Below are 14,400 nucleotides of genomic sequence, written 5' to 3'. Positions count from 1 at the left end.
TGGTTAGAGGAACGGTTGCCAACACCATGGCGGTGAACAGCACGGTCGAAACCTCGGGTGAACTTTCATATGCCGGCATCGGGGGGGGGCTTGTTGACGATGGAGGAGCGGTTGCCAACACCACGGCGGTGGACAGCACAGTCAAAACCAAGGGTAAATATGCACACGCCGGCATCGGGGGGGGGCTTGTTGACGATGGAGGAGCGGTTGCCAACACCACGGCGGTGAACAGCACGGTCGAAACCTCGGGTGATGTTGCATACGTCGGCATCGGGGGGGGGCTGGTTCACTATGGAGGAGCGGTTGCCAACACCACGGCGGTGGACAGCACGGTCAAAACCAGGGGTAAATATGCACACGCCGGCATCGGCGGGGGGTGGGTTACTGGAGCGGTTGCCAACACCACGGCGATGGACAGCACGGTCGAAACCTCGGGTGATGTTGCATTCGCCGGTATCGGGGGGGGTGTGGTTACAGGAACGGCTGTCAACACCACGGCGGTGGACAGCACGGTCAAAACCAAGGGTAAATATGCACACGCCGGCATCGGGGGTGGGTTGGTTTACAATGAAGGAACGGTTGTCAACACCACGGTGATGAACAGCACGGTCAAAACCTCGGGTAAAAATGCACGCGCCGGCTTCGGGGCGGGGCGGGTTTTCCATGGAGGCATAGTTGGCAACCCCACGGTGGTAAACAGCAGGATTGACGCTACAGCGTCAACCGCTGCTACGGTGGGAATTACCATAGGTTCCCTTTTGGAAGCGGGCGGATTGGGGATTGCCGGCTATTCAACCTATCAATGGATTACCGGTTACCGGGAGGGGTTGCGTGGTCAGGAGCTGGCGATGAAACCCCTTACTCGTGGTAAAGAACTGGCTAGCGCTGCGGTCAACTCGGTACGGGGTTTATCAGAAGCGCTGAGGCATTCGTTGACTTTTCGCCAGACTCAACAGCAATCAGCTGCTGTAGCTGAGCTACCAACTGAGTCCGGAGCAACAACGCAAACAATTGAAACAGCGGTACCCAATACCACTGTACACGACAGTATTTATGAGGATGTTTCCCATCTGACTGCAAAGAGCAGCTCTACCGCTCCAGTAGACGGCAATACTTATGAGAACGTCTCCCAGCAGACTTCAAAATCACAGGGTATTCAGGGAACTAGAAAACGAATGAACAGGCAGAGAGTTCCTACACACCAGACAATGAAATGAGCCAGTTACTGACTGACAGAGTAACTGATCTGGACAAACGTTTGTAACTTATTTATTCAGACAGTTCCCTGTATTGGGACATTCACACCATAGAAAGATCCCTTGCGAAAACTAAACCAGAAACCATTAGAAAAGGCGACCATCACTGAACAGTCACCTTTTCATAGCACCGGAATGTCAGAACGATCAGGCTGCTGCTGATTCTTCCTGTTTTCCCTCTACAGGGTTCATCAATCTGTTCAGTTCAGGCGCTGTCACAAACATATTGCAACCATCGCATTACGCTTCCGGAACCGCTTTCAAAGTAGCCACCAGAAGATCCCAGAACCTGGCAACGCTCTTGATATTAACTTTCTCATCCGGAGAGTGCGGGAAGCGGATGGTTGGGCCAAAGGAGATCATATCCCACTCTGGGTACTTGCTGCCCAGCAGGCCACATTCCAGACCGGCATGAACCACTTGTACGCCAGGCTCCTGACCGTACAGCTCTGCATAGACCCGTTTCATAATAGCCAGAATCTGAGAGTCAGCATCTGGTTTCCAGCCCGGGTAGCTGTCGGAGAAGATGACTTCGGCACCCAGCATTCGGAACAGGCCGGCGACAGCATCACTCAGGGCATCATTACAGCTGCCAACCAGACTTCTTGGCAGGATATGGGCTTTGATCTTGCCTTCATTGATGGTCAGAACCCCCAGGTTTAAAGAGGTTTCTACCACGCCTGCAATGGAGTCACTCATTCTCTGGGCACCATTTGGGCAGGCATTCACCGCAGCTACCCACCGGTGCTGATCCTGCAAAGACATCAGCTCGGCAGTGGGCGCAGCCTCACTCAGAGTCAGTGTCAGGTTGGGCTCCACCACCGCCAATTCGGCAGTCAGCTCATTGCTGCACTGGTCAATAATTTGCTCACAAGCCACCAGTGATGACTCAGGAATGGCAATGACTGCAGATGCTTCACGGGGAATGGCATTGGCCAGAGAACCACCGGTCAGGCTGGCAATACGCACACCTTCTGCCTCCAGACGGTGCAGGACACGAACCAGCAATTTGATGGCATTGCCCCTGCCCAGATGAATATCACACCCGGAATGGCCACCTTTGAGTCCGGCAATGGACAGGGTTTTGCAGGTCAATCCATCCTGAGCGGCTTCAGTCGTGTAATCCCCATTGATCTCGATACGGGTACCACCGGCGCAGCCAATGTAGAGTTCGCCCTCATCTTCAGTATCCAGGTTGAGCAGGATCTTGCCTGTCAGAACACCCTGCTGCAGCCCCTGAGCGCCGATCATTCCGGTCTCTTCAGTAGCGGTGAACAGCGCTTCGACAGGACCATGCTGCAGGTCTTTGGCAGCTAATACGGCCAGTGTTGCCGCCATACCGATGCCGTTATCGGCACCGAGGGTTGTGCCCTCGGCAGTCACCCAGTCACCATCGATATAGGCTTTAACGGGGTCAGTGGTGAAGTCATGAACGGTATCGTTATTTTTCTGAGGCACCATATCCATATGGCCCTGAAGAATAACACCAGCACGGTTTTCCATACCAGGCGTCGCCTTTTTGCGAATAATGACATTGCCTGCCGCATCGGACTGCCACTCAAGATTGTGCTCTTTGGCAAAGCCAATCAAATGCTCACGAATCTGTTCTTCATGGAACGAAGGGTGAGGTATGTCGCATATGGCGGAAAAGTGTTGCCATAGTGCGTGAGGCTGCAGTTCGTGGATAGCGCTCATTTAAGACTCCAGTACTAATAATATTGACTGCTGTGTCGGAATATTTATTTGCAGTAGCCGTATAGTGAGGGTGTCGGAGGTAAACATCAATGAGGGTTTTCTACCTTTATATCGTGCAAAACAGTCGTTAATCGTGGCAACAGGCAAGCCTGCGGATGAGTCCGCAATTTTTCAGGGAACGATGCTGGAATACAGCTGTCTGAAAAGTGCAACAAACGTTATTGACTGGATGTACTATTTTGGACGCAACCTCCAAGCCTCAATCAGGTGCTCAACTTGATAGCAACCAGAGTGTTGATGATTTAACAGAGCTTCTGGGGGAGGTTTTATTCAATCATCGCGAAACCCGGGTTACCACAGATGGATTAGTGGCTGAGACAACGTCACAAACTGACCATGCCATGGGTTTGGACTCATCCCCCCGAGATGTTCCGGTAGTTGACCGATCAGTCTCTATGCCGTCTGATGGTGGTTTTGCTTATTCACCGGCCGATACGGGCTTGCGATTGGAGTATTTGCACAAACACCCTATTGCAGAAGGTTTAAATAGTGATCCTGACTATTCAGCCCTCATTAAGCAGCTATGCTATGCCACATCAGATCGTGAAAAATTATCTTTATTTGAAAAGTTACAAGAAAAGGTTGAATGTAAACATGGTTCAAATAGATTGATTGCAATTTCTCTTCTTCAGCATTTATCAAAGTGCACTAACCTGGCAGAGGAAGCATTTCGTCTGATCAATAATTGTGATCAGTTTTCAAGCATTAACGGTAATATTGATCAGCGTAGCTTGCTATATAATGTTGGTATTCTGGACGCTCTCTATAGCCAGTTGACGGACCTTTCAAAGCTATTAAAGGGAGAGCTGTGTACGGAATCGCTTTCAGTAATTCGTTATACCAATATGATTTTTCCTGAGCCTATGTATAGTCTTGATGTCATGAACCTTCGTCAACTCTCCGGTTATGGGGAAGAGCTGTCTCATCACAAGGAGCAAGTAGTTCTAAGGCGTAATTGGGTTCCTGCTAATACCCGTTTAATTGAATTGATAACGATTATTTCTCGTCACCGTGAAACTGAACTCCGTATTTATGCCAGCATTTCTCAAGCCTCAGCAAACTACCTTAACGATTATCTAAGAGCGAATAATATTGACCGATTGTTTTTCCCTATGGCGGGATCCGGTTATTTTTCTAAAAGTATGATGGAAGCAGGCATGCCCTCAACCTGCTTTGATATCAATCCACCGAACAACACCTATACCAGGGTAAATAAAGCGGATGTGTTTGTCAGCGTCGACAAGTTTGCCAAAATACTTGCCTCGACTGGTGGTAACATGGACTCATCAGCATTGGTACTTGATGCGCCGCAGCCCGTTTTCATGGATAACGGGCGCTGGGTGGACGCTGATGAATTTCTTCCCCGGGTTATTAAGTCCTGGTTTGATCGGGGAGGTAAGAATTTGCTGGTCATTTCTGAGGCCAGTGATCAGGAATTGCTTTTCTCTTCCAAAGCATTAACAAGTATGGGAATAGCCATGATGCCGGTTATACCGGGCTTTCCTCCTGAGATATTTAAAGGCCTGGGGGAACATATCGGTGTCTGTGGTCTTTATCGGATTGATAAAAAATAAGTGGTTGATTGCCTGCTGCTGTGCTCTCGTTGTTTGACATCCAATAGAGACAGCAAAACTCTGGCGAGACCGACTTTTTCTCCTATTATTTCAGTTGGAATATAAGTCACTGTCAGGGTGTCTCGGTAATGAAACTCTACGGCGTTTATTCGCAGAAGTTAGTCAGATGGTCTTCCGCTGTCTTGCTGGCATTCACGGTGTTTGTTGCTGAAGGGGCTTATATCGGCCCCGGATCAGGGGTTAGTACCGTACCTGACTCCGGTGATGGTACGACAACCGTCGCCGCTATCCTGAAGAATCCTCAAGACGACAGGCGGGTAGTCCTCAGGGGCAATCTGGTCCGAAAAATTAAACATGAGACTTACCTGTTTAACGATGGTACCGGTGAAATCATAGTGGATATTGATGATAACGACTTTCCACCGCAACCGATAACTGCCACTACCAAAGTAGAGATTATTGGTGAGGTGGATGTTGATCGGGTATCCGTCGTTGAAATAGACGTAAAGTCTCTGCGAATTATCAGCAAGTAGGGTGCAGAATGGCTAACAGACAGTTAGCCATCATCTCTTAGCAATGGTTCTTAGGTTGGACATTAAGCTTATCCCTCCATTTTCATTGGGGTTTCGGATGGAACCACGAAGGACACGAAGAGCACAAAGAAGAGCTATTCTTTTCCTTCGTGCTCTTCGTGTCCTTCGTGGTTCCATCTTTAACTTGCAGAGGAGTAGGCGCTTAATGTCTACCCTAAGAGCAATGGTTCAACCACTCAGGGTTCTCTTTGCGTTTGCCACGAACCTGGTCAAAGTACATGGACTGAAGCTGTTCAGTAACGGGGCCACGCTTGCCGCAGCCAATCTTGCGCCCATCGTGTTCACAAATAGGCATAACCTCCGCAGCCGTGCCGGTAAAGAATGCTTCGCGGGCAATATATACTTCATCACGGGTAATGCGTTTTTCCCGGACTTCCAGCCCAAGCTCCCTGGCAAACCGGATGATGGTATCCCGGGTAATGCCTTCCAGACAGGAAGTCAGTTCCGGGGTATAGAGAATGCCATCTTCTTTCACAATAAAGACATTCTCACCACTGCCTTCAGCCACATAACCCTCGTTATCAAGCAGCAGGGCTTCTTCACAGCCACTGTCCAGTGCTTCCCGCAGCGCCAGCATGGAGTTCATGTAATTCCCGTTGGCTTTGGCCTTGCACATGGTGATATTTACATGGTGTCGTGTATAGGAAGAGGTACGGATTTTGATGCCACGCTCAAGTGCTTCCGGCGACATGTAAGAAGGCCAGTTCCAGGCAGCAACCATGGTGTGAACCTGAAGGCCCTCGGCTCTTAACCCCATACCCTCAGAGCCCAGGAAACACATTGGCCGCAGGTAGGCTTCCTCCAGCCCATTCTCACGAACGACAAGCTTCTGTGCTTCGTTCAGTTCTTCTTTGCTGAAGGGGATTTCCATTCTCAGGATGTGGGCGCTGCGAAACAGGCGGTCGGTGTGTTCCTTCAGACGGAAAATGGCAGGTCCTTCTGGCGTGTTATAGGCTCTGACACCTTCAAAAACCCCCATCCCGTAATGAAGGGTGTGGGTCAGCACATGGGTTTTGGCTTCACGCCAGGGAACTAAATTCCCATCTAACCAGATAACGCCATCACGATCGGCGAAAGACATCGGGAAACTCCAGATCTAAATTATTTTGTTGGTGAAAGAGTCTGAAGTGACTATTGGATCACAACTTTCCTCTGATGCCAAAGAGTGATTGTCCGTCTCGGCAGGGGATTGCAAAATTCTCAAGCGTTGTGATTTTACCGGAACCAGCTTCACAGGTTTCAGATGTTTTCAGAATATTCTAACGATTCAGCCATTTCTAATTGAACCAATCGAATAATTTGTGGTCAGAGAATGAAAAGTGTCATTTCGACGACCAGCCATACATAAAGTAGTTTAATAGCTCTTCAAAATGTCAGGCTATTTGAGTTGGGGCCTCTTGCCTGATCTATGGCGAGCTACCGATTGCCATATCAGCTGTATCAAAAAATTTAAACAGGAGCTTATGCTAATGAACCAAGGTACCCCTTTAAGTTTCCCACCGGGCAGCAGCAATGCTCCTCAATATGGGTGGGATCATAATCTTCGAGATGTGACGATTTATGATCCGGATCGGCAGCAAGACTTGTCCGGTAAAGTACTCAGAACAACCAGCGGAGCAGAGTTTCGATGTAAACCTCAAGATGTAAAGAAAATTGAGAAGAACTTGTCTTGTAGCCATTGTTCGATGCACAAATCACATATCGTGGAAGGCAGGCCTTTGCATCACAGGAAGATCAGTAACAGGGCCATCATTGATGTGCGTCCAAAAGACTCTTCAATGATCGAACCACTGAAGGGGCATACTTTAGTAGCTGATTTAAAGTGTATTCAAAATGCAGATCCCATTCATATCCAGAATTTTGAAGAGGTTATAGATCTGACCGCTTTTTCCCGGCGCACAATAGTATATTGTGCGAAGCACGTTAATGGCCGTGAATGTCTTCAGCCCATAGAGTTAAGCGATTTGCCTGACCATTTCCATGGTGATAAGCATCGGGGCTTTCCTGCCCCGGTAATTGAACCGCAGAGACCAGATCCAGCTTCAGAGGATTTGATGGCATTTGAGAACCTCTCAGAAACTGGATCCGGAGATGAGAAAAGTATGGTTCAGACGCTGTTAATGTCGGGCATGGAAGAACTTGAACGTCTGCAAGGGAGAAACGATGAGCAGGCTAACGAAATCAGTCAACTGAACAAAACTGTAGAACAACTGCAAAACACTGTAGAAAACCTCTCTTTGACCTGCGCTGAATATGAAATTCAAATAAAGGAATTAAAGGAATTGCAGGAACAGCACACGGATGGAACGTTTTTATGGAGAATAGACAACTTCATAGAAGCCATAGCAAAGGCAAGGGAAGGCATAAATACATCGTTCGACAGTCCGGTTTTCTATTCGGCACCGGAAGGATACAGGATGAAGGCAACACTATTTCCATATGGCGATGGTAACGGAGAAGGCACCCACATCAGTCTGTTTATATCGATTATGAAAGGCATGTATGACGAAATTCTGACTTGGCCATTCGATCAAACTTTATCCTTTGAGATAGTTGGGGAAGGAAAAGAAGTTTTGGGAGTATATAAATCTGAACCCGACCCGATGCTCCCAAGCTTCCAAAAACCGGAGAGCATGAATAGAGGTGTTGGTTGCGATAAATTTATGGCAATCAATGATCTTACACACATTCTTCCGGGTGGCAGTCTATTTATCAGGATCAACCTCGGTGAGAAGGCCCGTGGGTATTAGCAGAACTGTCTAAAACCCTCACGACCCTTATCTTTGGCTTACGCAGGCGTGCATAAAGACAGGAGCGTGTAAATTGCTCCACGGGGCAGCCATCCACAGGGCGGCCATCCCCTTGAGAGTTTACACATAATCAATTAACTGTCGGTGGATTCCTGCTCATTTCATACAGTCTGCCCAGATAGTCATAACGGCCTGACGCAGGCAGTTGCCAGAGGTATTTTCTACTTCAGGTGTCTCGTTTTGTAATGCTTTTTGATGAATACTGAACCGGAAGGTTTTATAAGCCTCCCGAAGCTGATGGGCGTCGTCATGTTTCATCAGGCCTGCAAGTTCCAATTCTTCAGAGATCCGCACGTTGTCGGTCCACTTCAACAGCGACGGGTACTGGCTGGAGTATCGCAGAACGGCAAACTGCATCAGAAACTCAATATCAACGATGCCGCCCGGGTCATGTTTTAAATGGAAGACTTCACTGCTATTGGCAGAAGATGATGTTGACCTCAGGTGTTCCCGCATTTTCTGGCGCATATCCACAACATCATCACGGAGTTTGTTAACATCCCGTTGCTGGCTGAGAATAGCTGATCTGAGGTCTGCAAACTTCTGTGCAAGCGTTGGGTCACCGGCAATCACACGGGCACGCACCAGGGCCTGATGTTCCCAGGTCCATGCTTCCTCTTTCTGGTACTTCTCAAAGTAAGTGAAGGAGTTGACCAGCAATCCTTTAGAGCCGGATGGCCGTAGTCTCATGTCTGCATCATAAAGAATACCCGAGGGTGTCTGCGTGGTCAGAATATGGATGATTCGCTGACCAAGGCGGGTAAAGAACGTCGTGCTGTCAATGGCCCTGGGTCCATTGGTCTCTTTATTGGTACCGCCATTATGGATAAATACCAGGTCAAGATCAGAGCCGGGGCCTAACTCAATACCGCCCAGCTTGCCGTAACCAACAATAATGAAGCCGGGATCACACAGGTTGCCGTCAGCATCCCGGGGCATTCCATATTTTTCGACCAGGTTTCGCCAGGCAATGGCCAGAACGGCATCAAGAATAACTTCAGCAATCCAGCTCAGGTAGTCACTCTCTTTCATCAGAGGCAGGGTGCCGGACACCTGGGCAGCAATCACTCGTAAGACATGGGCCATTTTGAAGTGGCGCAGAACTTCCATCTGGTTCTCAAGATCGTCTTCCGGAATATGGGCGAGCTGTTGGCGCAGCTCGTCGGCCAACGCTTCTTTTTCCGGTGGGTTATAGAGATCACCAAGATTGAGGAACTCATCAAGAAGCGCTGGAAAGCGGGCAATCTGTTCAGCAATCCATGGGCTGGCAATACAGAGTTTGCCAAGGTGCTCCAACGCAGCAGGGTTCTCGATCAGTAGAACCAGATAAGCGGTCCGACGCAGTACTGCCTCAATCAGCGGAAGAATTCGCAGTAGAAAAGTATCAGGTTCAGTGGCATTGGCGGCCACTCTGAGCAGGAGCGGGATGAACTTATCCAGACGATCACGGCTCTGCCTTCTAACCCGGGTAATGGCTTTGCTATCTCGCAGGGAAATCAATCGCTGCCATGAGGCATCGACATTTTTGAAGCCCTCCCGGGCCATCAGCTGCTGTTCTTCTTCCTCGCTGAGTTGGCCAAGCCAGAGGGCTTGCCACTGGTCACTATGAGGATCTTTGGTATTTGTGGTTTCAGGATCAGCAATAACCGCATCAAAGTAAGTGGTGACCTGGTGACGATGCTCTTCCAGCTTGCCCAGTAACCCGGACCAGTCTTTTTGCCCCATACTGAAGGCGACCCGTGCCTGAGCCTTTGGGCTTTTCGGCAGATCCTGAGTCTGCCGATCAGCAATGGCCTGAATGGCATGTTCAAGGTTACGAAGGAAGATATAAGCGGCTTTCAGCTCATTGGCTTCGTCAGGAGAAAAATAGTGTTTGCGCAGCAGCGTTGATAGAACCGTCAGCAGGTTTCGCTCCTGAAGACTGCGATCACGCCCGCCATGTATCAACTGGAAAGACTGAATGATGAACTCAATCTCACGAATGCCACCTGGCCCAAGCTTGATATTGCTCTCCATACCTTTGCGTTTCACTTCCCGGCGGATCAGCTGCTTCATTTCCCGCAGGGCACTGATGGAGCCAAAATCAATGTAGCGACGATAAACAAAAGGACGCAGCTGGCTGAGCAGTAGCTGGCCTGCGAGCATGTTTCCGGCAACCACCCTGGCCTTGAGCATGGCGTAGCGCTCCCAGTCCCGGCCCTGATCCTGATAATACTGCTCCATCGCCGCAAAGCTCATGGCCAGGGCTCCGCTGGAACCATAAGGCCGCAGTCGCATATCAACCCGGAACACAAAACCATCGGCACTCTGACAATCCAGCACCTTGATCAGTCGCTGGCCAAGACGGATAAAAAACTCTTGATTAGTAATGACCTTTTTGTTGCCACGGGTTTCTCCCTGAGAGGGGTAGGTGAACATCAGGTCGATGTCTGAAGAGAGGTTAAGGTCTCTGGCTCCCAGTTTGCCCATACCCAGTACCACCATTTTCTGGGGAACCGGTTCTTCCCCCGGGATATCTGTGCCATAGGGCGTTCCCATGGTCTGGCAGCTGTCCCGGTATAGCCAGTTGAGTGCGCTATCAATACAGGCATCTGCCAGGGCCGACATATCCGCTGTGGTTTCCGGCATGTTGACCCGACGATTCAGGTCGAGCCAGATAATCCGCAGCATTTCCCGGTTGCGGTAAAGTCTGAGAGCCTTGATCAGGTCCTGCTCATTTTCAACTGCTGCCAGTGCTGTTTGTAAACGTTCCGGGTGGGTTTGGGCTAAATCAGGGAGTTTGTCATGATTTTCCAGAATGCTGGCAAGCCACTGAGGGTGACGAATGCACTGCTGCGCGGCAAAGTCACTGCCTGCCCAGCAACGGATCAGCTGATCCATCAGCCCGGGACTCAATTGATCACTCTGGTCAGGAAAAAGGGTGCCAGGAAAAGTAAACGACGGATTGTTATCCACAAACTGTTGCCAGTGAGCATTGACCACGTTCCTGATTTCTACAGGAAGAATTTCCGTAGTAGTGTCAGGTGCCCCGCAGGCAGTTAATTGTTGACTGAGTTGTGCCCTGAGTGACTCCATAAACCCGCTCTCTTCTGGTTACTGGTGTCATTTTATGAGAATGGTTTGACTATAGCCATATACCCGTTTTCAAAGTTGCCTGGATCGGCTCTCAGACAGCAGGAGCCTGAGTAAGTCTTAAGCGGTTGCAAGGGTGGTTTTTTGCTGGCCAGGCAACATAGCTGGTAAAAGCCGGTTGTATATCAAAGTCTTCAAGCTTCTTGATTTCCTGCTGATTAACAGGTGCGTAGCCAACCAGTCGATAAAGTGGACTGTCGAAATGCGTTGTGACGGAAACAACTTTATCACCCCGTTTGAATGCTTTTTTGGCGGCAAACACCGAGAGTTCATGGGATTGCCCGAACGCTGTGAATTGCCCCAGTGTCCACCCGCTGCTTAGTTCCAGAATCTCCAGGGGAACAAGTCCAAAGGTTGGCATATCAAAATACTGTTTGATTTCAAATATGTCGTTATGGTGCTCCAGGGCAATAACGTGCTCCAGCAGTTGGATATTTTGAGCCATCGTCAAGAGCCTTTCAGGAGTAACCTTCTCCTGAAAAGAGGCTGTGAGCATGGCATATTCGCAAGCTGAGAGTCCTGCAATTAACTTTGCAATCTGCCGAAGGGTAGAAGAAACCTGACCAGTGCAAAGCATTTCCTGAAATGCGAAAGGGCTGAATGGCACAGTGAATGGATTTCTATCATGAATCAGGTATTCATGATCCCCCAATTGTTGAATATCTATTTTTGCGTATGGGCTTTGGTCCAATAAATCGTCCCAAAGGCCATGGGCCACCACGGCTTTCAGTGTTGTTGCCGTCAGACCGGCTTCTCTGCTGAGAAATGCCAGTGCCAGTAAATGAGAGTATCTACCGTGCAGGAAGTTGCCTGACCAGGTGCTGTCGGTAAAACCTGATTTTTCTATCAGAGAGTTGGCTACCTCGGCAGGGACATAGCCAATAAACTCCGGGGCATCTCGCAATTGCAGACCTCCCCGGGCCAGTTCTCCCAGAACTTTAAATAACACGCCCCGGATTTTAGGGGCTGTGGCCTTGATAAAAATTTCCCCTTTCATGCCATCGGGTTGAGAATATCGATATTTCTGTGCGTTGCATACGGTCTCCGTATCCTCCCTGGCACTCACTTTGACCTGCTTTTTAATGCTTGCTTTTTGCTCCGTGGTAAGTTGGAGATTAATAAAACCTTCCTTTACCAGTAAATAGTCCTGGAGCTGTTTTGCGTCCAGCTCTGCAACCAGCTCTTCAGACAGCAAATGCCTGAGTTTACTGCCGACCAGATCGAAAAAAACACATTGAGCAGGGTAATCGAACAGTTTGAGTTTGCAGAACTTGTATTGATCTTGTTGACAGATAGTGAGTGCTTTTATGTTCTTCTCTTTCATGGTTGTGCCGTGAGCAAAAATCTCGGCAATATGCCGGGCAAGTTGTAAACCGACAATATGTTTTGACTGGTCGGCGAAAAAGGTTCCCGGAAGGAGCAACGATTTAAGGTCAATACGTGATAAGTCCCAAAATACATTGTTATTGCACTTAACAAGAATGGGGCCCGGATCACTGATCGATCGTTTGCCCAGGGGGATCTCTTCCACTGACCGGTAACCGGCGCGATGGGCAGAGGTGTGACGAACTCCCCCAATAGAAATTTCTTTATTATTATGACGCACCGGTTGAGTTATTTTTTTATTAGACTCTAGTGCAGATTTAAACATCGGTGTTTCTAACAATGAAATACTATTCATACTTACGCGTTTTATAATCTCATTAATTTAATAGATAAGGCGCATTTGATTATATTTAATTTGAAAAGTTCATAATATTCAGGTTTATTATTTTTAGTGGTCATTTTTGTTTCAGAGGGAAGAGCCTGTTTTGTTATGTTGTTTGCCAAGTTGATCTCCCGACTTCCTTTTAAGGTCATCTATATTATTTCCTATTTTTTTTACTTGTTCGCCTTTTATCTCTCCAAATATCGAACAGGAACTGTGCGCAAGAATTTGCGACAGGCTTTTCCGGAAAAAAGGGAGGCATATATTGCTGATGTGACCAGACAGTTCTACCGGCATCTGTCGGACCTTGCCTTTGAAGTGATCAAGGCTCACAGCATGAGCGCAGAAGCGTTTAAAGAACGCTGCTCAATTGTTGGCGCTGATGCCCTGGAGGCGGCATCCCGGGGAAGGTCCAGGCCAATCATTGTTCTAACCATTCATCAGGGCAATTGGGAGTGGATGCTCCATAGCGTGTCGCAACACCTTGGTGTGCCTATTGATCCGGTTTACAAGCCTTTGCACCACCAAGGCTGGAATCAGTTTATCCATGAGATTCGCAGCCGCTTTCATTCCCGCCCCATTCCGATGAAACAGGCCGGACGGGATATTCTTAAGGGCAAAAATGGTTTCCGGCTGTTTGTGATGCTGGCTGATCAGGCTCCGGCAGAAGGAGAGCGCAGTTACTGGGTCCCTTATCTCAATAAAGAAGCGCCTTTTTACCTTGGAGCGGAAAAAATTGCATTACTGACCCAATATCCGGTCTTTTTTGCCCAGTGTCGACGGCTTAAACGCGGCTATTATGAACTTGAATTTAAAACGCTGGCTCTGCCTCCTTATGAAAATACCAAAGACAAAAATCACCATCCGATTATTGATGCTTATGTCAGTGCTGCACAGGCCTCTATTTATGAACAGCCCGAAACGTTCCTCTGGAGCCATCGTCGCTGGAAACGAAGCCGGAAAAGTGATGAATAGTACATTGTCCTGCCAGGCGTTGGCTTTTCTGATTTAAAAGCCATGTTTTCAGGTCATTATGTGTCTGATGACATCAGCTATCAGGGTGCTCTCTCTGACTGATTGAAACAAAAGTACACTCTATTAACGACTACTTGCTGAATCTTGAAGATGGATTGCAGCGAGCGTTGAATGAGGCAGGGCAGCTCGGAATTCAAGAGTTACTGAAGCTGTTTGAACCACCCAATAAAGAGCCCATTGTCGTAAACCAGCAAAAGTGGAGCTTTGGCTTGAAGGCAGGCTCCACAGCTTGAAGAACAAGCGAGGGGCTGCCAAAAAATACTGGAAGAAATTGAATCTGCAGAACTCCCGAAAAGACCATGATTTTTGAGACAGCTACCAGATTGAGAGAGCACGTGAATTGCTGTGACAACTGGTTTATCCTTGCAGGAACTCTTCAAGCCAGCCATGGTTGTTGACTCGTTCTGACCCGGTCGCAAATAAATCAAAATCCGGCGACAATAAATCAGAATCCGATTCCCAAATGTCAATGTCAATTCCGTTCAGTCCAAGAGGGTCTTCTTTTCTGCATTCCAAGGCTGAATGCCAGGCGTTTTG

At 48.5% G+C, this 14,400-nt stretch carries 11 protein-coding genes; 6 read left to right on the top strand and 5 right to left on the bottom strand.

Translation table 11 applies throughout. The annotated features are described in order from the left end of the window. Nucleotides 1–1,217: hypothetical protein (locus J7438_RS23400; RefSeq protein ID WP_209278491.1), on the top strand; the 1,217-nt coding region annotated here is incomplete at its 5' end. A gap of 279 nt (nt 1,218–1,496) precedes the next feature. On the opposite strand, the gene J7438_RS23395 is transcribed toward J7438_RS23400, so the two are convergent. Then, nucleotides 1,497–2,951: an aminoacyl-histidine dipeptidase gene (locus J7438_RS23395; protein ID WP_209278490.1), complete on the bottom strand. Its 1,455-nt coding sequence runs from the start codon at nt 2,949–2,951 to the stop codon at nt 1,497–1,499. 239 nt (nt 2,952–3,190) lie between these two features. On the opposite strand from J7438_RS23395, the gene J7438_RS23390 reads away from it, so the two are divergent. Both J7438_RS23390 and J7438_RS23385 read left to right on the top strand, forming a co-directional pair. Further along, complete coding sequence (locus J7438_RS23390; protein WP_209278489.1) at nt 3,191–4,585, top strand: hypothetical protein; 1,395 nt, start codon at nt 3,191–3,193, stop codon at nt 4,583–4,585. Nucleotides 4,586–4,713: 128 nt separating this feature from the next. Next, nucleotides 4,714–5,118: a NirD/YgiW/YdeI family stress tolerance protein gene (locus tag J7438_RS23385; RefSeq protein ID WP_209278488.1), complete on the top strand. Its 405-nt coding sequence runs from the start codon at nt 4,714–4,716 to the stop codon at nt 5,116–5,118. Nucleotides 5,119–5,332: 214 nt separating this feature from the next. Here the strand turns inward: J7438_RS23385 and J7438_RS23380 are convergent, their stop codons facing one another. Further along, nucleotides 5,333–6,259 carry a branched-chain amino acid transaminase gene (locus J7438_RS23380; protein ID WP_209278487.1) on the bottom strand — a complete coding sequence of 309 codons (927 nt, stop codon included), beginning with the start codon at nt 6,257–6,259 and terminating at the stop codon, nt 5,333–5,335. A 388-nt stretch (nt 6,260–6,647) separates the two neighbouring features. Here J7438_RS23380 and J7438_RS23375 point away from each other — a divergent pair, with 388 nt between their 5' ends. After that, nucleotides 6,648–7,928, top strand: coding sequence for an MATH domain-containing protein (locus J7438_RS23375; protein WP_209278486.1), 1,281 nt, complete (start codon nt 6,648–6,650; stop codon nt 7,926–7,928). Nucleotides 7,929–8,084: 156 nt separating this feature from the next. On the opposite strand, the gene glnE is transcribed toward J7438_RS23375, so the two are convergent. Together glnE and J7438_RS23365 are read right to left on the bottom strand one after the other, a co-directional pair. Then, nucleotides 8,085–11,063, bottom strand: a complete 2,979-nt coding sequence (glnE, locus tag J7438_RS23370) for a bifunctional [glutamate--ammonia ligase]-adenylyl-L-tyrosine phosphorylase/[glutamate--ammonia-ligase] adenylyltransferase (protein ID WP_209278485.1) — start codon at nt 11,061–11,063, stop codon at nt 8,085–8,087. A 91-nt stretch (nt 11,064–11,154) separates the two neighbouring features. Beyond that, nucleotides 11,155–12,726: a hypothetical protein gene (locus J7438_RS23365; protein ID WP_209278484.1), complete on the bottom strand. Its 1,572-nt coding sequence runs from the start codon at nt 12,724–12,726 to the stop codon at nt 11,155–11,157. Nucleotides 12,727–12,936: 210 nt separating this feature from the next. Between J7438_RS23365 and J7438_RS23360 the strand changes: the two genes are divergently transcribed. Both J7438_RS23360 and J7438_RS23355 read left to right on the top strand, forming a co-directional pair. Next, nucleotides 12,937–13,803, top strand: coding sequence for a lysophospholipid acyltransferase family protein (locus J7438_RS23360; protein WP_286196857.1), 867 nt, complete (start codon nt 12,937–12,939; stop codon nt 13,801–13,803). Nucleotides 13,804–13,937: 134 nt separating this feature from the next. Further along, nucleotides 13,938–14,096, top strand: a complete 159-nt coding sequence (locus tag J7438_RS23355) for a hypothetical protein (RefSeq protein ID WP_209278482.1) — start codon at nt 13,938–13,940, stop codon at nt 14,094–14,096. A 124-nt stretch (nt 14,097–14,220) separates the two neighbouring features. Here J7438_RS23355 and J7438_RS23350 read toward each other — a convergent pair. After that, nucleotides 14,221–14,400 (bottom strand): hypothetical protein (locus J7438_RS23350; RefSeq protein WP_209278481.1); only part of this gene is annotated, 180 nt, incomplete at its 5' end.

Origin of the sequence: Thalassotalea sp. G20_0, assembly GCF_017744175.1 — a bacterium.
Lineage (GTDB): Bacteria > Pseudomonadota > Gammaproteobacteria > Pseudomonadales > Endozoicomonadaceae > Endozoicomonas.
This window is presented reverse-complemented; position numbering and strand designations above follow the sequence as displayed.

Excerpts from the sequence above, each read along its gene's own strand:
- J7438_RS23395 (WP_209278490.1), bottom strand. The coding sequence starts at position 2,951 with ATGAGCGCTATCCACGAACTGCAGCCTCACGCACTATGGCAACACTTT.
- J7438_RS23385 (WP_209278488.1), top strand. The coding sequence starts at position 4,714 with ATGAAACTCTACGGCGTTTATTCGCAGAAGTTAGTCAGATGGTCTTCC.
- J7438_RS23380 (WP_209278487.1), bottom strand. The coding sequence starts at position 6,259 with ATGTCTTTCGCCGATCGTGATGGCGTTATCTGGTTAGATGGGAATTTA.
- J7438_RS23375 (WP_209278486.1), top strand. The coding sequence starts at position 6,648 with ATGAACCAAGGTACCCCTTTAAGTTTCCCACCGGGCAGCAGCAATGCT.
- glnE (WP_209278485.1), bottom strand. The coding sequence starts at position 11,063 with ATGGAGTCACTCAGGGCACAACTCAGTCAACAATTAACTGCCTGCGGG.
- J7438_RS23360 (WP_286196857.1), top strand. The coding sequence starts at position 12,937 with ATGTTGTTTGCCAAGTTGATCTCCCGACTTCCTTTTAAGGTCATCTAT.